19 protein-coding genes are annotated in these 23954 nt (G+C 64.3%); 13 read left to right on the top strand and 6 right to left on the bottom strand.

Annotation, left to right across the window (positions count from 1 at the left end; translation table 11 throughout):
- Positions 1-69: 69 nt before the first annotated feature.
- Together ACOYYX_RS11305 and ACOYYX_RS11300 are read left to right on the top strand one after the other, a co-directional pair.
- Positions 70-426, top strand: coding sequence for a hypothetical protein (locus ACOYYX_RS11305; RefSeq protein ID WP_422930031.1), 357 nt, complete (start codon positions 70-72; stop codon positions 424-426).
- Between the two features lie 268 nt (positions 427-694).
- The gene (locus ACOYYX_RS11300) at positions 695-1726 is read left to right on the top strand and encodes an aldo/keto reductase (protein ID WP_422930030.1); all 1032 of its coding nucleotides are present in this window, start codon (positions 695-697) and stop codon (positions 1724-1726) included.
- 37 nt (positions 1727-1763) lie between these two features.
- Here ACOYYX_RS11300 and ACOYYX_RS11295 read toward each other — a convergent pair whose 3' ends face one another.
- The 3 genes from ACOYYX_RS11295 to ACOYYX_RS11285 all read right to left on the bottom strand — a co-directional run bounded on the left by ACOYYX_RS11295 (position 1764) and on the right by ACOYYX_RS11285 (position 4622).
- Entirely contained in the window at positions 1764-2756 is a 993-nt protein-coding gene (locus ACOYYX_RS11295) for a PEP-CTERM sorting domain-containing protein (protein WP_422930029.1), read from the bottom strand.
- Positions 2757-3519: 763 nt separating this feature from the next.
- Positions 3520-4173 carry a hypothetical protein gene (locus ACOYYX_RS11290; RefSeq protein ID WP_422930028.1) on the bottom strand — a complete coding sequence of 218 codons (654 nt, stop codon included), beginning with the start codon at positions 4171-4173 and terminating at the stop codon, positions 3520-3522.
- Positions 4137-4622: a hypothetical protein gene (locus ACOYYX_RS11285; protein WP_422930027.1), complete on the bottom strand. Its 486-nt coding sequence runs from the start codon at positions 4620-4622 to the stop codon at positions 4137-4139. Before ACOYYX_RS11285 ends, ACOYYX_RS11290 begins: the two co-directional genes overlap by 37 nt.
- A 479-nt stretch (positions 4623-5101) precedes the next feature.
- Here ACOYYX_RS11285 and ACOYYX_RS11280 point away from each other — a divergent pair, with 479 nt between their 5' ends.
- The 6 genes from ACOYYX_RS11280 to ACOYYX_RS11255 all read left to right on the top strand — a co-directional run bounded on the left by ACOYYX_RS11280 (position 5102) and on the right by ACOYYX_RS11255 (position 12635).
- On the top strand, positions 5102-5389 hold the full coding sequence (locus tag ACOYYX_RS11280; protein ID WP_422930026.1) for a hypothetical protein: 288 nt from the start codon (positions 5102-5104) through the stop codon (positions 5387-5389).
- 276 nt (positions 5390-5665) lie between these two features.
- Positions 5666-7609: a hypothetical protein gene (locus ACOYYX_RS11275; protein WP_422930025.1), complete on the top strand. Its 1944-nt coding sequence runs from the start codon at positions 5666-5668 to the stop codon at positions 7607-7609.
- A gap of 200 nt (positions 7610-7809) precedes the next feature.
- Complete coding sequence (locus ACOYYX_RS11270) at positions 7810-9915, top strand: sigma-70 family RNA polymerase sigma factor (protein WP_422930024.1); 2106 nt, start codon at positions 7810-7812, stop codon at positions 9913-9915.
- A 370-nt stretch (positions 9916-10285) separates the two neighbouring features.
- On the top strand, positions 10286-10504 hold the full coding sequence (locus tag ACOYYX_RS11265; RefSeq protein WP_422930023.1) for a hypothetical protein: 219 nt from the start codon (positions 10286-10288) through the stop codon (positions 10502-10504).
- 1147 nt (positions 10505-11651) lie between these two features.
- Positions 11652-12008 (top strand): hypothetical protein, encoded by a 357-nt coding sequence (locus ACOYYX_RS11260; RefSeq protein ID WP_422930022.1) that lies wholly within the window; start codon positions 11652-11654, stop codon positions 12006-12008.
- A gap of 162 nt (positions 12009-12170) precedes the next feature.
- On the top strand, positions 12171-12635 hold the full coding sequence (locus tag ACOYYX_RS11255; RefSeq protein ID WP_422930021.1) for a hypothetical protein: 465 nt from the start codon (positions 12171-12173) through the stop codon (positions 12633-12635).
- 165 nt (positions 12636-12800) lie between these two features.
- On the opposite strand, the gene ACOYYX_RS11250 is transcribed toward ACOYYX_RS11255, so the two are convergent.
- Complete coding sequence (locus ACOYYX_RS11250) at positions 12801-13928, bottom strand: prenyltransferase/squalene oxidase repeat-containing protein (RefSeq protein WP_422930020.1); 1128 nt, start codon at positions 13926-13928, stop codon at positions 12801-12803.
- Positions 13929-14616: 688 nt separating this feature from the next.
- On the opposite strand from ACOYYX_RS11250, the gene ACOYYX_RS11245 reads away from it, so the two are divergent.
- From ACOYYX_RS11245 to ACOYYX_RS11235, 3 genes are all read left to right on the top strand, one after another.
- On the top strand, positions 14617-15684 hold the full coding sequence (locus tag ACOYYX_RS11245; RefSeq protein WP_422931613.1) for an AAA family ATPase: 1068 nt from the start codon (positions 14617-14619) through the stop codon (positions 15682-15684).
- Positions 15685-15978: 294 nt separating this feature from the next.
- Positions 15979-16416: a BlaI/MecI/CopY family transcriptional regulator gene (locus tag ACOYYX_RS11240; RefSeq protein WP_422930019.1), complete on the top strand. Its 438-nt coding sequence runs from the start codon at positions 15979-15981 to the stop codon at positions 16414-16416.
- Positions 16417-16615: 199 nt separating this feature from the next.
- Positions 16616-18985 (top strand): DUF4159 domain-containing protein, encoded by a 2370-nt coding sequence (locus ACOYYX_RS11235; RefSeq protein WP_422930018.1) that lies wholly within the window; start codon positions 16616-16618, stop codon positions 18983-18985.
- A gap of 41 nt (positions 18986-19026) precedes the next feature.
- Here ACOYYX_RS11235 and ACOYYX_RS11230 read toward each other — a convergent pair whose 3' ends face one another.
- Together ACOYYX_RS11230 and pth2 are read right to left on the bottom strand one after the other, a co-directional pair.
- Positions 19027-19788 (bottom strand): ATP-grasp domain-containing protein, encoded by a 762-nt coding sequence (locus tag ACOYYX_RS11230; RefSeq protein WP_422930017.1) that lies wholly within the window; start codon positions 19786-19788, stop codon positions 19027-19029.
- 11 nt (positions 19789-19799) lie between these two features.
- Positions 19800-20168, bottom strand: coding sequence for an aminoacyl-tRNA hydrolase (gene pth2, locus ACOYYX_RS11225; RefSeq protein WP_422930016.1), 369 nt, complete (start codon positions 20166-20168; stop codon positions 19800-19802).
- 1279 nt (positions 20169-21447) lie between these two features.
- On the opposite strand from pth2, the gene ACOYYX_RS11220 reads away from it, so the two are divergent.
- Positions 21448-22575, top strand: a complete 1128-nt coding sequence (locus ACOYYX_RS11220) for a transposase (RefSeq protein ID WP_422930015.1) — start codon at positions 21448-21450, stop codon at positions 22573-22575.
- Between the two features lie 343 nt (positions 22576-22918).
- The gene (locus ACOYYX_RS11215; RefSeq protein WP_422930014.1) at positions 22919-23788 is read left to right on the top strand and encodes a metallophosphoesterase family protein; all 870 of its coding nucleotides are present in this window, start codon (positions 22919-22921) and stop codon (positions 23786-23788) included.
- The last annotated feature ends 166 nt before the right edge of the window (positions 23789-23954 follow it).

The raw sequence follows: 23954 nt of genomic DNA, 5'->3' as shown, positions 1-23954 counted from the left end.
CATCGGTCGGGCTCGATCATTCAGGCTTTACTCGTCGAGGACGTCGCGAAGGCCGTCGCCCTCGCGATCGTGGACGAGAGAGGGGCGGGCCGGATCTACAACGTCGCGGATCGGTATCTCGTCGATGAGGCCGAATGGGTCCGCCGGATCGTCAGGGCCGAAGGCTGGCAAGGTCGGGTCGTGACCGCGTTGAGCGGCCGAATCCCCTTGCCCTACCGGATGTCACAAAACATCAGTATGAACTCGGATCGTATCCGGAGGGAGCTGGGCTACGTCGGGCCCGTGCCCCCGGGCAAGGCGCTGGAGCGGACGATCGCCTGGGAGCGAGCCAATCCGCCGGCGTCCCTCCAAGGCTTCGGCCTGCCGGACTACGAGGACGAACTCCTGGCCGAACTCGCCGACCGACCGGCTGCGGAACCAGGATGAGCTCCCGGACGATGAGAGGGGCCTGATGGTCAACCTCACCGGTTCCAATAGGGCCACATCCCAAACACGCAACACCCAAACAAGATAACATGCTTATTTTATAAAATTTTAGAGATTCCTGAATCTCGCCTCGCCCATCGTCCTTGTAGAAAACGGACCCCTTGACAAACGGAACCGTGTTCCAAATATTAACGGAACAATGTTCCGATTGAACTCTCTTGAGCAGAGCAAGGCGTCGGTCACAATTCGACGACGGGGAGGACAGGCCATGCGATATCGCACGCTCGGTAAAACCGGCATCAAGGTGAGCCCCTACTGCCTCGGTGCCATGATGTTCGGCAAGATCGGCAACCCCGACCACGAAGATTCGATCCGGATCATCCACAAGGCGTTGGGAGCCGGAATCAATTTCATCGACACCGCTGATGCTTATAGCAAAGGGGAATCTGAAGAGATCGTCGGCAAGGCGATCAAGGGTCGTCGCGATGGCATCGTCCTGGCCACCAAGGCCCATCATCCCATGGGCGACGACCCGAACATGCGGGGCAATTCGCGACGCTGGCTCCATCGCGCCGTCGAAGACTCGCTGCGACGCCTCGGGACGGACTATCTCGACATCTACCAGATTCACCGCCCTTCGCCGGAGACCGACGTCGAGGAAACCCTCTCCGCGCTAACCGACCTCATGCGTGCGGGCAAGGTTCGCGCGATCGGCTCTTCGACCTTCCCGGTCTCCGAGATCATCGAGGCGCAGTGGGTCGCGGAGCGGCGAGGGCTCGCTCGCTTCCGCGCCGAGCAGCCGCCTTATTCGATCCTGGATCGCGGCATCGAGCGCGAAGTGCTCCCCGCCTGCGAGCGATATGGGATGGGGGTGCTGGTGTGGAGCCCACTGGCGAAGGGCATGCTCACCGGCCGATACCGCAAGGGTGCCGAGCGGCCCGACACCGTGCGCGCCAGGTATTTCCCCAGGCAGATGTCCGACGAACGCAAGCTCGACGTTGTCGAACAACTCATCCCTCTGGCGGCAGAGGCGGGGCTGTCGCTCATCCACATGGCGATGGCATTCGTGATGGCCCATCCCGGCGTCACGTCGGCCATCCTCGGCCCTCGCACGATGGAGCATCTCGACGACCTGCTGGCCGGCGCCGAGGGCCGTCTCGATGACGGCATCCTCGACCGGATCGATCAGATCGTCCCGCCCGGGACGGACGTCGGGCACGACGAAGCGAAATACAATCCGCCGGCGATCACTCGCGCGGAGCTGCGACGCCGCCCAGCCTCCGACCGCGTCGCATCGTGACAGCAATCACGCTATCCAAAAATCTTCAGAGCAATTCTCAATAGAGGAGCCTCCTGCGGAGGCCGATCGCTCCCAGGGCCATCGAGGCCGCCAGCGCGAAGGAGCCGGGCTCTGGGACGGGTGTGGCCCAGGCGAGCCCCGACTCGAAGGTGACGACATGGCCCGCATCGACGACGTTGGTCCCGTCGGACTGGGTGATGTCATCGAGGGACAGAGAAAACGCCCCGGCTTCCATCCACAAGTTCATATTGCTTTGCGGCACGCCCGAGAGGGTAGCCTTGAGGCTCAGGTCGAACGGCGCGGTCCATCCGTTCGCGTCCACCGGCAGATCCAGGAAGGCCTTGGCATGGTAGAGGGGCATGCCGGACGGGCTGATCTCCTTCTGGACCGAGGCGAATCCCCGATTCAGGAGCCAGTCCGAGATGTCGCCCAGATTGTTCAACCCGTTCGCAACCATGGCATTGCTGTCACTGAGCTGAATGTGCTGATTTCCGACCTGAATATCGAGCGTCCCCCCCTTCGGCATAACGATATAGGGGAATTGGCCCCATGCGTTGGTCAGATCCACGGTGACGCCGAGCCGGATCGAGTCGGGGATGGATCCACTGGAGTCAGGGCCAATGTGGATCCTGTCGCCGGTCCACGACGCCTCCGCGGTTGAGCTGGCGTTGACGTCGCTGTGGAAGCCATAAGGCCGCGTGCCTGGGTTGCCCACCGAATATGTTGCGTCGACCTGCAAGAGGTTGCTGGCGGTGCCGCTCACGTTCGCATTGGCCGACCCTTGAGCCTTCACGTGGAAGGCATTCGGGTCGGAATTATAGATAGAGCTGTAGTAGAGATCCGTCGAACCCTGGGCGGAGGCGCTTGCCAGAGAACCCTGCTGCGACGACGTCTGGCCGACCGCCTCGACCGAGGAGCTACCGCCATTCCAGGGGGTTATAGGTTCGGCCAATAGTGCAGGGCATGATAAGATCGTCCCCGCGAGCAACCCGTGAAACATGAGAACCCGGCATATCTTGTTCCGGTCCATGAGTTCCTTCTCCTCCGATGGTGTGTCCGTTCATCGATTGGGTGTATCCTCACCTTGGAGACGAACGTTTGTCGCAATTCCTTAAGATTATGTCAACCTGAGGAGGGTCAGGCGGATCCTGGACGATCGACCCTTTCCCTCTCGCAGTTGCCGAATCGCCATAGCCGCCGCAACTTCCGTTCTACCCACGAGAGAATCCCCTGCCCGGCTCCGTCGTAGCGGCTCATCTCGCCGGGCGTTCCCGCGGCAGGTTTTTCGTTCTACGCCCCCTCACGGTCGGGCCATCCTAGACCGCCGTCCTGGCGCCCTCGAGAGCGTTGACGTTCGCGGTTCTCCTCCGGCTGCTTCAGCCATGTCACTTCTGACCCGGATACATACAAATCAAATTATTTATCTCCAAAGACTTGATCGCGTTTCACAACTATTACAAACACCATAATCCGATTTAATCACATTTTCTCATCCGATTTGGGTCTCAGCCTTTTTGAACTTCCCTCGTGAACCGGTGCGGATACGCGTGATCTCAAACAGAATAGGGCCCGCGCCAGTCGGGCGATGAGGCACAAGCTTTTCGACACCTGTTGCGCATGGCCTGCTCGACAATCCGACCCGGTGCCCCCTCTGGCGAAAACCCTGTATCAATGCGATGAGCCCGGCCGCGAGCGATCTCGGCCGGGCTCCGGTGGTGTTGCGAACTGTACACGGACGGGGTGTGGCGAAGAATCTGAACTCATCCGCTCACCTCGATGGACCCAGAGGATGACTACCGTTGCCGTTCGACCGTCGTGCCTCGGCCGAGTTCCCGGATCGTTTGCAGAAGTTCGCGCGACTGGTCGGCCAGCATGCGCACGCCGGCCCCATTGCTCCCGCCGGTGTTCGTCACCACGACACCGAGTTGGTTCCCGGCCGGCAAGGCCCGGCCCGCGGGATTCAGGTCGGTGACAGCCTCGAGCCGGTCGACGGAGTCGATGGCCTGGCGACTCTCCGCGTCCATCTTCTGGGCGTGGTCCAGCAAGGTGCGCCCCTCGGGCGTATCCGCCTTCATCAGCAAGACCAACTGCTTGAGAGCCAGGGCGTCCAGGGCCTCCTTGACGCCGTGATTGATGAGGCCAATCGAGATGATATCCGCGGGGTTGGGAGCGGTCGGGACAACGTCGCCGCTCTCCCCGGCCCGGAACGCCGGCTCGCTCAGGGTCTTCAAGGTCGCGATGTAGCGGTTCGCGGCCCGGTAGAATCGCTCGACCGAGGGGTCATCGGCCGCCTGGCGGAGCAGGCGATCGCTGGCCGCGAAGGCGTTGCGGGCGTGCTGCCGGATCTCGTTCGGAGACCTCATGGTCCGGTTCGCGAAGCGTCGTTCGACGGGGACCACGCCGGCGTCGGTCACCGGCTGCCCCGCGTTGACCGGCGTCCGGACCACGGGCGGCGAGGGTCTCGGCCGTAGGTGTTGCCCCCCGACCCCGCGTCTCCGGCGGGGCTTCCGGTCGTGCCCGTCCCCGCGTCGCCGGTGTTCGGGGCTGTGGCGTTGTTCAAGCCTTCCGGCGTCCTCGTGGTGCGGTTGGATTCGGCGGCCCGAGTGTCCATCCGCATGCCTCGGACGTCGCGTGCTACGGGGCGGTCGGCGAGGTCCAACGCCTGCTGTGAAAGGCCTTGGAGGGTGCTCCCCTCGATGGCCATGGTGAGTGCGTGGACGATCAGGGCGCGACTCCCAGGGCTGGGCGACTGGGCAATCTTCTCGGCCCGAGGCGCATCCACCGGCGGGCCCGGCGGGTCTGTGCTGGCCAGCCCCTGCGCCAGGGCGAGGCCGCAAGGGAATACGGCCGACGCCGCCACGAGTCCCTTGAACCAAGGCTTGGTTCGGTACTCCATGAATGAGGCTCCTGATGCGAAAGTCCGCGATTCGAAGCACTCCCGATCGACGTGCGAGGCTTCCCGCCCTGCCCCGGAGTGCCTGGTTCGATCGACTCTCACCAGCAAAGAATGCGCCAGTATCGCCTGATGGAAGCGCGAAGACCCCGATCGTCCAGATTCGACCGAGGAATTGTGGATATCAGGTGATGTCAATCGCGCCCCTGCGCTTCGCCTTCTTGCATGCAACTCCGGGCGGAGCCGGGTGAAAGGCGGCATTGGATTGCTCAAAGGCGGGTCGACGAAGACCCGACCTTAGACTTCGAGACAGTCTTAAGCGTTGAAGGATCAAGAAGTTTGGCCGTGCGAATCCGATGGCAAACACACATTCAGACGCATCTGGCACCGGCGTTGCCTTACATTTTTGGATGTAGGCGGCCCGAAGATTCCAGGGGTGAGTTTCGGGGCCGTCAGGGTCTGCAACTCGATTGGGTTCAACCATGGACACGATCTCCAGGCGGCAGAGGCCGATCGGCGGCTTCCTCGGCGGGTTGCTCGGTGGCATCGCCGGCGTTCTCATCGGGGCGGTCGTCGGCATGCTCATCGCTCCCAAGGCTCCGGTCCCCTCCCTCACTTCGAGGGGAGACGAGGGGGGCCAGGTCGCCGCGGCGGAAGACAACCTGTCGCGGGGAGTCCCGTACGTCGCGGGGGGCGGGATGATCGGCCTGCTGACCTTCGGTTGCGTAGGGGCCTTCATGGGCTCGAAATACGCAAGCGAAACGTCTTGAAGTCACACGCTCGACGTGTCGAATCCACCAAAATATTGTGCGCATTCAAATCGCCGTGCGACCCGGGAGTTCGGGATCAAGCCGATCTCTAGACCGCCGCGATTCGTTGCAAATCCCCGCATCCGCACCGTTTCGAAGCTCCACGTTGAGGAGCAGCATCGACGGGACCGAATGGCATCGTTTCAGTTGACGAGTCCGGGAAAGCCTCGCTACGATCGCGAAGCTCTCTCGGGCGTGAGACATCGACCGTATTCGGATACCTAAAGAGGTCTGTCGATGCGTAAATCCTGCTTGTTAGCGATCGTCGGTTTAATCATCGGCACATGGAGTCTCGCGGCGAGGGGAGAATGGCCGATCCCGCAGAATGCGGCGAAGATCGAGGAAAACAGGCGCAAGGCGTTGGAGTGGAACCAGAAGGCGGTCGCCGAGGCCTACGAGAAGGTCGGCAAAAAAGATGTACGCTGGGACGGCCTCGTCCGCGACCTGATGAAAGTGGCCGTGCCTTATTTGAGCCAGTCGGAGTATGTCTCCAGCGAGAACGAGGTCTTCCAGGCCGCGAAGAAGGCCATCGACGCGGGTTGCAACGACCCGATCGTGCTTTACATCTATGCACGATCCTCCGAGGCCGGGAATAACCCGGGATTCGTCGAGCATTATCGCCGATTCGACACCGCGGCCATCGCGCTGGCCTCGAGCCAATATTCGCCCTATTACAAGGCCAACGCTCGCAGGCGGGCGGGCGAGTTCAAGACCTACTATCGCGAGCAATCCACCAGGGACGATGCCCGCAACTGCTTCCAGACGGTGCTGAACCTCCTGCCCGAGAGCGTCAAGGTCGACGGCCTCTCGCACCTCACGAGGAGGCTCTGGAAGAAGGAACTATCGAAGTTGATGGGCAACCTGTCGAAGCTCGACGGTGACCTCAGGACGGCCTTCGACCGCATCGACGGGGTCCTCGCGAAGATACCCGAAGTCAGGCCGATCCGGCTCGCCCTTCGCGGTGAGTTCTATATCGACTACGGCTGGGAGGCGAGGACCGCATCCACGGCCCCCAACGTCACCGAGGAGGGTTGGCGGAAGTTCTCCGAGCGGATCGACGAAGCCCGCAAGATGCTCGAGGAGTCCTGGAAGCTCAGCCCGGGCGACAGCTACGCCGCCACCCACATGATCACCGTCGAGATGGCGACGGGCCATGGCGATCGGGGCGAGATGGAGAAGTGGTTCGAGCGCGCGATGGACGCCGACGGCGACGATTTCGACGCCTGCTGGAGGAAGCTCCTCTGGCTCGAACCGAAGTGGCACGGCTCGCTCCAGGAGATGATCAGCTTCTCCAGGGCCTGCCGCGAGTCGAAGAACTGGCGATCGGGCATCGCCCTCATGCCCGCCGAGGTCTACCACCGCCTCGGCGAGCAATTCCCGACCACCACCCAGGTCAAGTTCTACAAGCAGGACGAACTCTGGAAGGACGTGCGCGGCCTCTTCGAGGAGTGCCTCAAGGCCGAGCCCGAGAACCACATCGCTCGCAGCGAGTATGCCGCGTTCGGCTACCTCTGCAGCCGGTTCGAAGAGGCGCACGCCCAGTTCGAGAAGCTCGGACCCAACCTCACCACCGGGCCGATCTTCAGCGACTACAAATGGCTGAAGCAGGCGAGGGCGGCGACGGCCGATCGAGTCCACGGCGAGCACAAGACCGGCGCCCCGCCGCCCAAAGGGTTCGCCGTCCTGGCGGTCGCCTACGGCGCCGAGGATCGCTGGGGCGACGAGACGGAGCGGGCCAAGCTCTCGGTGGCCGGCGAGCACCTGAAATTCTCCACGGGGGGCCTGCAGGACTCGTATCCGTTCCGCCGCAAGGCCCTGATGATCGCCTACTCCTTGAACGGCAAGGTCGGGCTCTCCCTATCGGGCGAGGGGGCCGAGGTCGAACTCCCACCCAAGGATGTCGACCCCGCCAAGCTCGCCGAGGTCCCGCCGAGGGGCTTCGCCGTCCTCGCGGCCTCCTACGGCGACGACGCCACCTGGGTCGACGTCACGGAAGTCCTGCGCAAGAAGGTCGTCGACGGCAAGGTCGAGGTGACGATGGACGACCTGCCCGACCCCCTCTTCGGCGTCCACAAGGCCCTGGTGATCGTCTACTCGCTGGAGGGTCGGATCTTCGTCTCCAGGACCCGCGACGACCAGGGGGCCAGGATTCCCGACGCCTCGGCCCTCGGCAATCCCTGATCGGATCCCCCGGTTCCCAACCTCAGCGTAACACCCATCGAGGCGAGGGCGTCATCAAGGCGTCCTCGCCTTTTGCGTGGATCGAACGCCCGGAGAAGCCTCGCGAAACTCCGTCATTTCGGGGAAACTTGCAACCGAGCCCCGTCTCGCGGTCATTACTTGCCGTACGGAGACGCCAACCCGGGCCGAGGATGAGACTCGTGACGAACCACAAGGATGGAGCCGTCCACCGCCAGTTCCAGACGCTCTTCAACCTCGGAGCGTTCCGCGATCTGACGGATGGACAATTGCTGGAGCGGTTCTCGACGGGGCACGGCGAGGTCGCCGAACTCGCCTTCGCCGCCCTGGTCGAACGCCACGGGGCGATGGTGATGCGGGTCTGCCATGCCGGGCTGGGGGACGTCAACGACGCCCACGACGCCTTCCAGGCCACGTTCCTGATCCTCCTCAGGAAGGCCGAGTCGCTCTGGGTCCGGGACTCGCTCGGCCCCTGGCTCCATCAGGTCGCCTTGCGGACCTCGAGGCGCGCCCGCTCGATGGCCGCGAAGCGTCGGAGCCGCGAGGAACAGGCGGCGAGGGCGGAGTCGGTCGATCGTCGCGAGGAGCAAGACGCCGACCTCGGGCCGTTGCTCCACGAGGAGATCCACCGGCTCCCCGAGCGTTACCGCGTGCCGATCGTGCTCTGCGACCTCGAAGGGCAGTCCTGCGAGCAGGTGGCGAGATTGTTGGGCCGGCCCGTGGGGACGGTCAAGAGCTGGCGGGCCCGAGGTCGCGAACGGCTCCGCGAACGCCTGCTCCGGCGCGGGCTCGCCCCGTCGGCGGCGATAGGGCTCGTGATCGCGGCGGACGCGGCGAGGGGGGCGGTCCCCGAGTCTCTGGCGGCAAGGATGGCCTCCGGGACGTTCTCGACGGCGGTTCAGACGCTGATGAAGGGAGTCTTGATGACCATGATTTTCGGCAAGATTCGACATATAATGACGGCCGTCCTCGCACTGGGCATCGTCACCTCAGGCCTCGGCTCGATCGCCCGCGTCGCCGCGGACGACCCGAAGGGAAAGGCCGGACCGCCCAGTAACGCGCAGGTTCGCGCGGCCGTCGCTCCTGCCGGCGAGTCGGGCGAACGCTGGGAACTTTCACTCCGGGAGGCCCTGCTGACGTCCTTGCAGAACTCGGAGATCATCCAGGGGGTCAAGCCCGATCCGACGAAGCCGCCCGGAGAAGGATACGCGATCACCCGGATCAAGGGCGATCGCGAGCTCCAGACGTTCCGCGCCGAGATGATGGCGCACCTGCGGTCGGTCGAACAACTCTACTGGAGCCTCGCGGGAGAGCGAATGACCCTGGAGGCGGACAGGAAGGCGGTGGAGCTCACCGAAGCCGCATTGACGCGAGCGGAGGCCGAGTTCAAGGCCGGCCGGGCGAAGGAGGCCGACGTCAAGGACGCGAAGCAGCAGCTCTCCCAACGTCAATTCATTTATTTGAACAAATCTTATGAGATCAAGGCGGGCGAGCTGAGGCTTCGAAATATCATCGGGATCTCACTCGTTGATAATCGCCGGATCATCCCCGTCACCGAGCCGACGGCGAAACACTTCAGCCCCGACTGGTCCCAATGCCTGCACGCGATGAAGGAGAATCAGCCGGATAATGTGCAGCAGCAGGCACGACTGGATGAGTTGGATCAGGGCGATGACGCCAAAACACGAAGCCGACAACGCCATGAGGCGCTGATCTCCCAGGTTCGCGACCGGACGACGCAAACACTCTCGCGGTTCTTCCATGAAATCGAAGCCGACTACAACCAGTTCAAGACGGCGGCCAACGTCAGGGCCGCCCGAGAGTCCCGGCTTTCCCACCTGCGTGAGGCCTTCGAGGAAGGCCGATGCGACGGCACCACCCTCAACGGCTACCTCGACGCGATCAGCACCCATGCCGAAGCCGTTGCGGCCGAAGCCCAGGCCCAGAGTGCCTACAACATCTCCATCGTCGCGCTCGAGGAGGCGAAGGGGACGCTGCTGGATCATTATGGGTTCACAATCGCTGACGCCGCGACGTCGAAACCCGCGGCCACCTCCCGGCGCGACGATGCAACACGTCTTGCACAGCACGAATCACCGATCGCCTCGAACGCGAGAGCCGACCGCCCTGAGGGCGCAGGCACGAGCCTGACGCCCGCCGATGCCAGCGACCTCAACGGCAAGGCCGTCAACTTCCGGTTCACGGTCGGCATTGGACCCAGGCCCCTCGAAATCCGGGGTTTCTTCACCGTCACGCCCGCCAATGCCGCCACGCCGTCGACCCGTTGAACTCGACCGAAAATCCCAGCGGCTGCGATATCGCGAACCCAAACATAATTAGTGACACATTTACACTTTACAATTCAAGAGCCCCCGAAAACCGAAGGCCCTGACCTCGAATCGATCCAAATTGGCGGATTGCCGAAGCAATCTTTCAATCCGACCGGGCATGGCCGACCCCTCGGCGACCGAAGCGTTGCCGAGGGGCCATCGCGTTGGCAGATGCGGATGCGAAGCCATCAATTCATGTCCGCTCGCTGAAAACAAGGGAGGACAGGGGCGGTTCGTCCTGATAGTCTTGGGCTGTGGCCTCGCGTCGGCACGCGCCCAGGAGTCGCACGATGGACGTTCGTCAAGCCCCTTGAGGATCATCGGACCGATGCCGATGCGACAATTTTCGATATCCAGGGGGGCCGACGACACCGGCGAGTATGCCATCGTCAGCCGCCTGTCGGACGGGATAGTCTTCGTCCGGGTCCCCTGGGCGGACCTGCCACGGGATGAATTCCTGGCGGTCATCGAGTTGCAAAGCCGACTCGCCGTCACCCTGGAGGAGCAGAGGCTGCGAGAAGCCATAGCGGCGATCGCTCGACGCTGAGAGTTCCGGGAACGGAGGAGGGGCTCCGATCGCGATGCCTCGGGAGCCTCTACCCCTGTAGTTCGTATAAGAGCCCATCCTCGCGATACCCCTCCCCTTGAACCGGCATGCTCACCCGTCGCCTCGTCGAACCCTTCCACGTTCGGCGAGAGAAGGCTCGCATCAACCCTAGGAACCATCTCGCGCAGCGGGGCGTCGACGAGGCTTGATCTCGAGCCCTCGCTCCCGAGCATCGGGATCGGGATGTTCACGATCAAGGTCGTCTTGCAGATGACGGCTCCGCAGCGGTCGCGGACGTAGGCGGCAACCTTGGGCCCGCTCCAGAGCCCGCCGTCGGGCGGCGCGTGCCGCAGGTCGATCGGAGCCGGTCGGGAGTGGACCTGCCAGCGGGTCTTCTCCAGTCCCGAGCGGCAGGCGCGATCGCGAAGGGAGATCTCGTCGTGCGTCAGGTGAGGGGCGATCGTCAGACGCGGTCGGGCCATGGTGGTACCCCCCATACGTGGATCACCCCTTATGGTAACGCTTGTGATCCAAAGGATTCCGTATGATCCCTGCGGATGCGAGACACCTCGCCTTACGTGGTGCCGGCCGGAACGTTAAGGATCATTCTCTGTGCCAGGCTCCGACGCACCTTCGTCGGAGATCGAGTCGCCAGGCCGATCATCGGCGTCGAACGTGTCCTCTCAAGACTCTCGACACTTTCATGGAGACGTCCCTCGAACGGCCGACGCTGACGACCACCGGGCACGCTCCGGCGACTTTGGAGTCCCCGAATCCCGTGCCTCTGCTTCGCCCATCCAAATCCGACGCCAACGCAATCAATAACATCAATATATCTATATTTTTCGATTCTCCACGTCAAGGAGGGCGTCATCCGGGCGGATTTGTCGGGCAACATCCTCCGCCGTGCATTCTCCAAGAATCGTTGTGCAACTTGCACGGCGGATGATGGCGACTCGCCGATTGAATCCGGAAGATCGTCGCCTCAAATCCTTTGACCCGAAATACATGCGGCCTCGCCGAGCCGATGGCATCCGGCCTGCATTCCTGGGCACGTGTATGCGGATCTCGACGATCGGCAGTGTCCGCTCGGCGAGTCGCATTTCAAGACACGACCCACTCCAACCTGGATGACGAGGCGATCGGGATGAGCTCGAGCTACGACGGCGACAACGACCGAACCGTGACCACCGAGACTTACGAGTCGGCCGGGAAGATCGGCCTCAAACCCCTCCGATTCGTCTGCCTGCGAGAGCGGACACGGCCATGGGATCGTGCGGGAGATCACTCCATCGTATTCGCCCATTTCCTACCGCGAGCGGGCGAGCGCATCGAGACGGAAGAGGGTCGCATCTGCCGGGTCGAATCCGTGATCCACAAGCTCGTCCAGTTGCCGGACAGCGACATCATCAGCTTCATGCCGATCGTCGTGGCCGAGCCGATCGCGAACCCGCCCGGGTTGGTGACCAGCGACCGTCATCCGGGAGCAGACGGAGCGAGCTGAGCGGTGGAAATCCTGTTCGGCTCCCTCCCCCCTCGAAAAAAATCCTGGCGAAGTCAGACACGGTCTTCGCGCCGTTTGCGGATGACTTGGTGTAGCGGGTTGCACGACGACTCGCAAACGAACCAACGAATCCAAGACGACGGCAACGAAAGCGAGACAGCGATGAAGACCGCGATGCTGAAGCTGGTTGTGGCGGGCCTGGTGATGATGGGAGTTTCCTCGGTGGCGAAGGCCGACCACGGCTCCTACGGCGGATATGGTTCGAGCGGCCAACCCTGGGGCTACCCACAGTGCAAGCCGACGCCTCCCCCGCACTGCACCCCGACTCCCTGCACCACGAACACTTACCCGTACCCGCGACCGAGCTGCCCCCCGAGCTATCCGCCCAGCTACCCGCCCTCGACCGGCGGATGCTACCCCCGCCCGACCGGGAACTGCTATCCTCCCCCGTCGACGGGTGGTTGCTATCCCAAGCCGACCGGCGGCTACCCCGGTAACGGCTATCCCAGCGGCGGCTATCCGTCGAACCCAGGCCCCGTCTGGAACCAGGGCGGCGGATATGGCGGGAACGGTGGCTACGGCGGCAGCTTTGCCCGCAGCCATGTCGGTAGCGGTGCTCGACGCTAATGAATCGCCCACGACCTTCGCCGACGCCTCGGGATTCATCCCGAGGCGTCGGCTTTTTCGTTGCGAACCGACCGGCCCTTCTTCCGCGGCCGAAGCCTCCTCCGATTCAACCATTCACCCGGCAAAAAGCCACACTTCGGAGTTCAAGGTTCCGGAGGAGTCGTTTCACCGTTGGAAGATCGGCAGGAGGCTGTTCGGCATCTGGAGGATGATGAGCGCCATGGCGGTGCCGTACTCGGGGCCGACGCTGTCGGGCCAGGAGCCGTCGGGGCGTTGGAGGCGGATCAGGTCGTCACGGATGGCGGAGTACCAGGCGTCCCAGTCCTCGCCGCCTCGGATCCACATGGCCTGGATCGCGTAGTAATGGGCATAGAAGTAGTGGGCGTAGCTGGTCAAGGTGCGGCCGTTGGGCTTGAACTGCTTGATGTAGTCGATGCCCCGGTCGACCTCCGTGGAATCATACACGGCGGCGCTGTAAAGCGCGACGACGCCGGCGGCGGATCGCGGGAAGGCGCTCGGCCCCCCCTGGATCATGTAGCGGAATCCGCCGTCGGGGTTCTGCGAGCGCCTCACATACTGGATGCAGGCGTCGACGGTGGTCTTGGGGACGTACAGGCCCGCGTTCCTCGCCGCGCGCAAGGCATTGATCTGGCAGATCGTGACCGAGAGATCCGCGTCGCGGCGGATCGGCTGATAGCGCCAGCCCCCCTCGTCGTTCTGGGTGTCGATGATGAGGCGCACCGCCTTCTGGAGCTTCTCGCGGATCTCGGGGCGGCGGGTCATCCCGTAGGCCTCGGCCAGGAAGAGCGTGCCCCAGCCGTGCGAGTACATCGGCCCATAACTCGATGCGTCGGGGACCGCGACGAGGCCCGAAGGTGACGTGTTGTCCATGACGTACATCAGCGCCTTGTCGAGCTGCGTGCCATAAGGCCCGCGCCCGGGGCTCGACCCCGAGGCCATGAAGCCCAACGCGCAGAGGCTCGTCACCGCGAGGTTCCCGCGATACGAGCCGCTGCCATAAGAGCCATTGTCGAGCTGATGCTCGGCCAGCCAGGTCAGGCCCTTCGCGATGGCCTGCTCGGCCTCCGGGGTTAATTGCTCGGCGCTCGCCGCGGGCAAGACGCGCTTGCGGGGCCCGTCGAGCTGCGCGACCTCGGCCTGAATCAGGAAGGCCTCGAGCGCCGAGGCCGACGCCTCGCGAGGCTCCACCCCGAATATCCAGGCCAGCGTCAGGCCGACCGCCAGCAGGCCCCGAAGCCCTCGATCGCCCCCCCACCTCGTGATGACGTGCATTGTCCAGCTCCTTGACCGGCGCTCGCTGACCAGATCCAGATGCTGCGTCGTCCCTCAGACAAATCCACGGTCTTAATCGTCTTCATTCTTGAGCCGGCATCGTGCCAGGGCTCGGGACGATAAGACCAAGGGTCGTCGGCCGACCCTATCGTGGCCGTTGTCGTCGCGCATTGTCCAGGCTCACGGGCCGGGATTGAAGGGAAGCGATGCGACCTGCTCTGAGGGGATGACGTTATTACACTCGTGTGATCGGTTTCACTCGACACAACCCACGTCGTCCGGTTCACAACTCCCCAATTGTGTGCAATAGCGGCACCACGACCGATGCGTCGCGAGTGGATCTGTCAGCGGTGGAATAACCGCCAGCCATGGACAGCAAATCGCCGGGAAACGTTCGCCGGACCCAATCGTTGGACAAGATCACACGACTCAACTCCACCTCGCCGTCGGGTCGGCAAATCGACCTCGCGTGGACATTCTCTGTCCAACTCCACAAGGGGACGAGGATCGTTGCCAGGCGGGTTGAGCCCGGCCGAGAAACGACTTAGGACAACCTTCGGGGGTTGGAACGGCGATTGCAAAGAGGGTGGCCGCCTCGGTGGACGAGTGGAATGACGAGAGTGTCGTCGGCGGATCTTCCTCCGCCGATCGACGCGCCGGCGAAAGGAGATTCGGAGTGCCCGACGAGATGTCTCCGCCAGGACTCAATGATGACGAGGTCGTCGCCGTCGGGCGATTGAAGGACGCCTTCGCCCGGCTCCAGGCCGAAATCGGCAAGGTGATCGTGGGCCAGCAGGCCGTGCTCGAGGAGCTGCTCATCGCGATCTTCTCGCGATGGCATTGCCTCCTGGTCGGCGTACCGGGCCTGGCCAAGACGCTGACGATCCAGACCCTCTCCGAGGCGCTGAACCTCTCCTTCAACCGGGTGCAATTCACCCCCGATCTGATGCCCTCCGACATCACCGGCACCGAGGTGATCCAGGAGGAGAAGGCCACGGGGATCCGCCAGTTCAAGTTCCTCCGCGGGCCGATCTTCGCGAACATCGTCCTGGCCGACGAGATCAACCGGACTCCTCCCAAGACCCAGGCGTCGCTGCTCGAGGCCATGCAGGAGCGGCAGGTCACCGTCGGCGGCGAACGTCACCGGCTCCCCGACCCCTTCTTCGTCCTCGCGACCCAGAACCCGATCGAGCAGGAAGGCACCTACCCCTTGCCCGAGGCCCAGCTCGACCGCTTCATGCTGAACATCATGGTCGGCTACCCCGAGGAGGACGAGGAGCTGGAGATCGTGCGGAGGACGACCTCGACGGTCAAGGCGATGGTTACGAAGGTCCTCGCGGCGAACGAGATCCTCGAGTTGCAGGACATCGTGCGGCGCGTGCCGGTGGCCGATCACGTCGCCCGCTACGCCGTGAGGCTCGCGCGTGCGACGCGCCCGAAGAAGCCCGAGGCCCCCGACTTCATCCGAGACTACGTGAGCTGGGGCGCAGGCCCGCGGGCCAGCCAGTACCTCGTGCTGGCGGCCAAGGCCCGCGCGATCTTGCACGGGAACTTCTACGTCTCAGTCGAAGACATCCGCGCGGTGGTGGGGCCGGTCCTCCGCCACCGGGTCGTCACCAACTTCAACGCCGAGGGGGAAGGCCTCAAGCCCGACGACATCCTCAAGCGGCTGGTCAAGGCGACCCCCGTCGACGCCGCCGACACCCAGTGGAACGGATCGTCTCACAATCACTTCCGCGCCGCGGATGCGGGGTGACGGCGGATTCGATGCAGAGAACCTCGAAGGACAAATTGTCGCCGCGAGCGATGAAATATTCGCTCTCCGCGACGAGGCCTCTCCCAGGCGCCGGAGGCCAATTGCCTTGAACCAGGCGGAAAACCAGATGGTATAGCGTTTGCCTTCGGTGGCGGATCGGATCGGGAACCGCCTCGACGAGCAAAGTCCGTTGGCGCCAGGCCGCACGTTGACGACCCCCTCGAGTCTGAGCTGAACGAGTCTTCCCCACGGCGATGGCACGCTCGCAAGATGTCTCTTCCAGGAGCAAGCACAATGCCCAGGCCGGCCCCCTTGAAATTCCTGTCAGAAGCCCAGATGGAGATCCTGGATGTTGTCTGGGAGTTTGGGGAGGCCACCGTCGCCGATGTCCTGAGGGTCCTCTCGGCCCGGCGCAAGCTCTCGCGCACCACGGTCCTCACGATGCTGACCCGCCTGGAAGAGAAAGGCTGGCTCGATCGTCGCGAGGAGGGCCGGGCCTTCTACTATCGGGCCACCCTCCCGAAGGATCCGACCCTCGGCGGCATGGTTCGACGGCTGGAGGACACCGTATTCGGCGGCTCGCTCGAGGCCTTCGTCGCGGCACTCCTGCAAGGTCGAAGGGTCTCCCGGGAAGAGGCTCGAACGATCGTCAAGCTGGTCGAGCTCGCCACCGTCAAGCCACCCAAGACATCAACGCGCGTCGCCAAGGTCGGCTCCACGAGGCGAGCGTAGATATTTTGACGTGCGGGTTTCGCAACTCGCTATTACGAGTGTAGAGAGACCGTCGGCCTCGTTCGAATCACTTCGCATCGTCCGGAGAGGCGTAGAGGTCTATCGCTTCAGGCCGACGGATCCTCCCTGAATGACGCCCAGACGCGGTCCCGATACACGGGCCTCGCGACCCGCCGAAAGTCCCGGGAGTCTCGACGATATGCTCCGCAGCAACCGGCGTGTGATCCTTCGAGCGTCGCTCGCCGCACACGTGTCTCGCCTGCGAATGCTGTTTCAGGCGGCCGTCCCCGTCGCGATCTCGTGCGTCTTCCCGGGTCGGGCGAAGGCCCGCGAGCCTCGCGTGCCCGTCACGGCGGCGAAGGTCGAGCAGGCGATCCGGAACGGCCTCGTCTACCTCAAGGGGCAGCAGCAAGCCGACGGCTCGTGGCCGAACCCCGGCTACCACCACCAGCACACCGTCGGGCCCACGAGCCTGGTGACGCACGCCTTGTTAACGGCGGGGGAGCCGGTGGACTCGCCGGCGGTCAAGCGGGCGCTCGAGTACCTGGAGAAGTTCCCGCCCGACGAGGTCGACGGCACCTATGCGATCGCCATGCAGACGATCGTCTACGGCGAGACCGACCCCGCACGCTACGCCGTGAAGATTGCCGCGAACGTCGAGTGGCTCGAGAAAAACCAGATCCGCGAGGGGGACAACAACCCGGGCTGGCCCGGGAGCTGGGCCCACGCCTCCGACAAGACGCGGCGGGGGGATAGCTCGAGCACGCAGTTCGCCCTCCTCGGGCTGAACGCAGCCGCTCAGGCGGGGATCCCGGTCAGGCCGGAGGTCTGGACGTTCGCGAGGAAGTTCCTTACGCAGGCCCAGAAGTTCGACGGGGGCTGGTCGTATTATCCCAACATCTCGACCATGGCCAGCTCGGCGAGCATGACCTGCGCGGGGGTCGCCGGGACGATCATCACGGGCCTGCGACTCTTCCAGAATCAGGAGCGGCTCGACGGGGACGCGATCCACGACTGCGGCGGGGCGAAGGTCAACCCCGGCATTGAGCGGGGCCTGGACTGGCTCTCCAAGCACTTCTCCGTCAGCGAGAACCCGGGCTCGTGGTTCTTTCGCCAGTGGAAGCACTATTACCTCTACGGCATGGAGCGCGTCGGGCGGTTCGCGGGGCTGAGGTACATCGGCAACCACGACTGGTATCGCGAGGGGGCCGAGGAACTCGTCGCCACCCAGGACGTCGTCATCGGCTCATGGACGGGGGTCGCGATCGAGCGCGAGGCGATCCTCTCCACGAGCTTCGCGGTACTCTTCCTGGCGACCGGGCGATCGCCGGTCTTGGTGAACAAGCTGAGGCACGGCCCCGGCGACGACTGGAACAACGACCTCGACGACGTCCGCAACCTCGTCGGCCTCGTCTCGACCGACTGGAAGCACCTGATGACCTGGCAGGTTGTCGACCCGGACTCGGCCTCGGTCGAGGCCCTGCTCCAGGCCCCGATCGCCTACTTCAACGGCCACGAGGCCCCCGCCTTCTCCGCCCAGGCGAGGAAGACCCTACGCGACTTCGTCGACCAAGGAGGCTTCCTCGTCGCCGAGGCCTGCTGCGGCGATACTCGATTCGACCAGGGCTTCCGCTCACTCATGAAAGAGCTCTTCCCCGAGGAGGAGCATCAGCTCCACCCCCTGGACGAGGGCCACGCGATCTGGCGTTCCCACCACAACTTGAGCCCCGACCTGCATCCGCTCTGGGGGATCGAGCTCGGCTGCCGGACCGCGATCGTCTATTCTCCGGCCGACCTCTCCTGCTTCTGGAACCAGATGGAGGCGCGGCCCTCGCATCCTCGGGTGATCCTGGCGAAGCGGATCGGCCAGAACATCGTCGACTACGCCACCGGTCGCGAGCGGCCGGCTGATAAGCTCGCCGCGCGAGAGGTGTACGAGTTCCGATCCGAGGCCCCCAAGCGCGGGGCCTTGCACATCGCCAAGCTCCGCCACGACGGCGACTGGAACATCGCCCCCCTGGCCATCCCGAACCTGACGAATTCGCTGCGGAAGACGCTGGGCCTCGACGTGGTGATCGACCACAAGGAGCTGACCCTCGACGACCCGAACCTGGCGAATTACCCGCTCATCTACCTCCACGGCAAGTCGGGCGTGTCCTTCTCGGCGAGCGAGCTTGACGCCCTTCGTCGGCATTTCGACCCCGGCGGCGGCGTCCTCTTCGCCGACGCCGCCTGCGGCAGCCGAGCCTTCGACGCTTCCTTCCGCCGCCTCATGGCCGCCGTCCTCCCCGAGTCGCCCCTCGTCCCGATCCCTCACAACGACGACCTCTTCTCCGACAAGCTTGGCTACGACCTCTCCCGCGTCCGCTACACCAAGGCCTCCGGCGGCGGCGACGCTCCCCCGCAGCTCGAGGGCATCAAGGTCGAAGGCCGCTGGGCCGTGATCTACTCCCCCCACGACCTCGGCTGCGCCCTCCAGCGACAGGCCGGCCCCGACTGCCGCGGCTATGTCCATGAGAGCGCCGTCAAGATCGCGACCAATATCGTGATCTATTCGATGCAGCCTTGATGATAAGCTCCTTGGGTATCGTATATCGTCGGTGATGAGTGTTATTCACCAGGCTTTGCCTGGTTTAATAATTCGCACCAACGGGCGATGACAAGTTCGGTATAAAGCCCGGGGTCGAGGCCGTACGAGCCGAGCGCGTAACCGTCGTTCCACTCGACCAGGGCCGTCCGGCCATCCTCGAGGACGCCGAGGTCGAGGCCATACCCGGCCGTCGCCTCGCCGGAGCGTTCGAGTCTGTGGACGGCTTCCGACATCACACCTTCATCGAGGTTCATGGCGGGGTCGCCCGCATAATGGCGAATGCCGACGACTCGGCCGCGGATGACGAACACGCGGAACTCGGACGCCCAGCGCACGGGCTCGGAACAGAGGATCGCGGTGGAGCCCGAAGCCCCTTCGAGGTGATACAGATCCTCCGGGTGGGCGAACAGCCGTCCGTTGAAACGCTTCTTGCGGGCCGAGGGCTTGGCGAAGATGAGGGGCCCTCTCTCGTGGTAGATGGCCTCCTTGAGCTGCCGCACCGTGCTCGGCCAGACCCGCCTGAATAGCAGAGATTCGAGGCAGGCCGGATAGTCGTTCGGCCGAGGAGCCTCGATCCTGAGCTGCGCCAGGGCGCCGAGCACGGAGGGGAGGTCCCCGGCGACGAACGTGGACTTGTCGAGCGCCAATCGCCTGCGTTCGACCTGCTTGCGGGTGAATAGCTCGGTGGTGATGCCAAGGCTCTCGAATCCTCGCAGCAGGTCCCGCTCCTCGGGCCCGAACCGCCCGGGGCCGTCCCGCTGGATGTAAGCCCTCGCAATCATGTTCAATTCTCTCAGAGCAATTTCAGGTGCCCGGTGATCGCGTCGATCTTGTCGGGGAAGTCGGGGCCGATGGCGCAGCAGGTCGGGGTGGGGACGCCGTGAAATTCGGTCCGCCCGGCGTCGACGCAGAGCTGCGCCTCGACCCCCGCCGCGCGGGCCTTCTCCACGAGTTGCAGTAGCTCCGCCTCCGATTCCGCCTTGACGCAGATCTTGGTAAAGCCCCCTTCGAGCCAGCGGCGCTCGGCCTCGGTGAAGACATAGCCTGGCCGTCGGATTCGAAGAGCCAGCCAGATCATCGCCGCATGGGCCCCTTGCGCGATCTCCTTTCCACGACGCATGTTCAAGTCTCGCCGCATCACGATCACCTGCTTCGGCTCCATCAGACCTCCGCTCGATTCCAAGGTCGTTCCCCATTTCTGAGTGGCTTCCCGCGGGGGAAGACCCTCCGGGATCGGCCAGGGTTCGGATCGCCACGCGTAAACCCCGGCCTTCCCCGAGTCCTCTCCGGATCGCCCGGATCGGCAGGCCTGGGTTCTCAAAGCGACGAGATCCCAACAATCGTTGGCTCCGGCCGGGACGAGAGCCATTCTGCAATCTTCCCTGCCTATGAGCAAAGCCCCCCCGCAATCCCCATCCCCGGCCTTCCATATCTTCGGATAGCCTCGGCCTAACGTCTTCAATTTTTCATACTTTTGGGTGGCCGTGGTTGGTACAACCAGGGTCGCACAGCGACAAGAGATTTCTGGCCATTCGGCAACGCATTTCCGGAGGCCCTCTCCGTCTTCCTCGGCGACGTTAAGGCCCCTCGACATCGTCCAGGACTCACGCCAAAACCCGGCCGACCCACCCTCATTGGGTAGCCCCGATTGGAACCGTCGGGGTCGCGTAGCGACAAGAGGCCCGTTACCAAACAGCATCGGCCGAGCACGAAGACCCTCCGTGTATTTCCGGGAAGTGACCTCGCCGGCGAAGGCTCGCAGACGACCCGTTCGGGCACTCGTCGATCCTCAGAGAGGACGCGAGACGACCGGGGAGTTCGCAGACGGCCTCTGGTCTCGGCCTCGGGGATCTGCTCGAACCCTCTTGTCGCTGCGCGACCCCGATAGTTCCAATCGGTGATATCCTTAAATATGAAGGTGCGACACAATTAAAGCGGAAGGCGGCTCGTCCCGGCCGGGGTATTGAGTGGGCGACTTGCGGTTGCCGGGGTTTGTGAACTTGCCGGGGAAACGGGGACGGCCTCGGGGTTCGGCCGGGGCGCAGTGCGAAGAACCTCTTGTCGCTGCGCGACCCCGGTTGTTCCAACCGGGGCCACCCAGAACGAGAAACCAGGTACCGCGTCATCTCCGGGGTGAACGGCACTTGGCCCCTTCTCAACGAGCGGCCAAAATTGCCCTGATCGGGACGACTTGGGACAGGAGACGAGACCCCATGTGATTGGGGGAGATGAGGCACTGCGGGCAGCGAATCATCCCCTAAAATCGAGACTTCTCGCTGATCCCGACAGGAGTCCGGTCGCCGTAAGAGGCTCTTGACAAGAGGAGATAGGGCCTGCGTGCTTGTGGGTGATTACCCGTCCCACAGGAGCACGCAGGTCATGGCGACCCGAAGGCCCCACGTCCGTACCATACCCCTGAGTTGCGCCCCGAGCCAGGCTCCATGCCCCACGTGCGGCAAGCGGGGGCGCTCAAGCAGGTCCTCCGGCGCCTCGTCCGGACCCTCGCCTACAAGCAGGTCGTCTTCCTCGACATCACTTACGGCGAGTATCGCGCCCGCTGCGGCTGCTGCAGCACCTTCCGCACCTGCCCCCCGGGCGTCGAACCTAAGGCCGCCTACGACCACAAGGTCCGAGAGGCGGTCCTCGACCGGATCCTCGACGACGGCATGAGCGTCGAGCGCGTCATCGCCTCGATGCGCCGCGACTTCCTCCTGGACCTCTCCGACGGCTTTGTCTACGACTGCCTCGACCGCAGGGTCCGCGGCCTCGACATGGCCGAGCATCGCCGCTGGATCCTGACCCGGTTCAGCGGTACGCTCTGCGTCGACGAGCTCCACCTGGGCCGATCGACGCTCCTGCTGGCCACCGACCCGCTCCAGGACCTGCCCGTGGCCTTCGCCGTCGTCGCCGGCGACGATCGCGACCACATGCGGCGGTTCCTCAAGGACCTCAAGTGGTGGGGGCTGTTGCCGCAGGTGGTGGTGACCGACGGCTCAAACCTCTATCCGACCCTGCTGGCGGAACTCTGGCCGGCGGCCCGCCATCAGTTGTGCGTCTTCCACGTCCTGAAGGACCTGCATCAGCGCGTCCTGGACGCGGTGCGTCGGATGCGGCGGGGGCTCTCCCGCCGCGGCAACCGAGGCCGCAAGCGGAAGCCGGGCCGGCCCCGGCGCCGGTCGCGGCGGCGCCTGACGAACAAGGAGAAATCGGCCTTCGTCTTCAAGCATCGCTGGCTGATCGTGAAGCGCCGCGAGGGGATGAGCGCCGGGGAGCGGGCGGACCTGGAGACGATGCTGAGCTATCTGCCGGAGCTGAAGACGTTGCGGGACTTCGTGGACCGTCTCACGATGCTATTCGAGGAGGGGCAGACGGAGGAGCTGGCCCGGGGCCGGCATGCGGCAGCTCCTGGGGAATCCCCGCTTCCAGAAGGTCCCCGAGCTGTCGTCGGCGATGGGGATGCTCCCCGACGAGAAGTTCGCCAAGATGATCGCGTTCCTGAAGGACCCGGCGTGCCGCCGGGTGCGGACGAACAATCATGTCGAGCGCGTCAACCGGCAGCTCCGGCATGAGGAGAAAGCGCGGTACAAGTGGCGGGAGCGTCGGACGATCGTGCGGTTCCTGGTCCTGCTCATGGACCGTCGCTACAAGCGCGAGAGGGCGATACGAAGTCGGTGGCATGGCGATCCGGGGCCGAGCGGAGATGATGGATGCTCACCAAAGGCGGTGCCCAGGGGGCGAGTGGCGTGACGCGAGGGCCAAGGACTGTCGGGATCAGCGAGAAGTGTCCTAAAATCCCATGAGATCTCAACGGAGGGCGCCGAACCTCGACATCCCGCCGCGTGTCCAGTCCAGGCCTCACATTTGATCAGAATAGTCTGATTGATCATGGCCTTGAGTTCAAATGAACCGTTCATGGATACAAGCCACTACCTGATCTTCGGCGACCTCCACGGCAGGATCCTGCCGGCATTTCGTCTGGCGCTGGCCTGGGAGCGTGACCATGAGGTCAGGCTCGACGGCCTGCTCCAGGTCGGGGACCTCGGCTTCTTCCCCGACCCGGGGCGGCTCGATAAGGCGACGGCCCGACACGCCGCGGACGACCCGCTGGAACTGGGCGCATGCCTCGTCGCCGAGCCGAGCGTGGAGGCCGACGCCATCTTCCACGGCGTCGGGGGGTCGCCGCCGTCACTCTGGTTCACGGCGGGGAACCATGAGGACTTCGACGCCCTGGCAAGGCTCGAGTCGGCCGGGAACCGACGATCCGGCAGCTTCGCGGTGGACGCCTACGGCTTCGTGCGCGGGATCAGGGATGGGATGGTCGAGGATCTCCCGGGGCCACTCCGCGTGGGGGCCGTCTGGGGGATCGACGACAAGGCCCCGAACGCCAGGCGCAAGACGCCCGACCGCGGCCGGATCAAGGATCGCAGCCTGACCGCACTGGCCGGCGCAAGTTTCGACGTCCTGCTCTCGCACGAAGGCCCGAGGGACGCGGTCCTGCCCGGAGCCGGCAGCGAAGGGCTCGACGCCCTGATCTCCATCGCCCGCCCGGCGTTCGCCTTCTTCGGGCACTACGGCAGCCGCTTCGGCCGGGTCTCCGGCCCCGACGAAACCACGCAGGTCTTCCACCTGGCCGGCCTCGAGTTGAAACGCGCCGGCGCCTCCGCCGAGGCCGGCTCCGTCGGCCTGCTGACCTGGCAGGACGGGGCCGGGACCTTCGACTTCCTCGACGAATCCTGGCTCCGAGGCTTCACCCGCTACAACTGGCGATATCCCCGCGCCTGAAGGCTCGAAGCGACTCCCCCGCCTTTCGCGACATTTCCGCACGCCGGCCCCTATTCGCAACTCCCTGAATGCACAAACCCGATAACAAGGATCGAGCCGATCCTGGGGGAAACTCCTTCTGCATTGCCAGGATCGGGCCTCGGGCGATAAGATTCAACCAATGTTG

Source organism: Singulisphaera chitinilytica (assembly GCF_049331405.1).
In the GTDB taxonomy this organism is placed as follows: domain Bacteria; phylum Planctomycetota; class Planctomycetia; order Isosphaerales; family Isosphaeraceae; genus PoT.
This window is presented reverse-complemented; position numbering and strand designations above follow the sequence as displayed.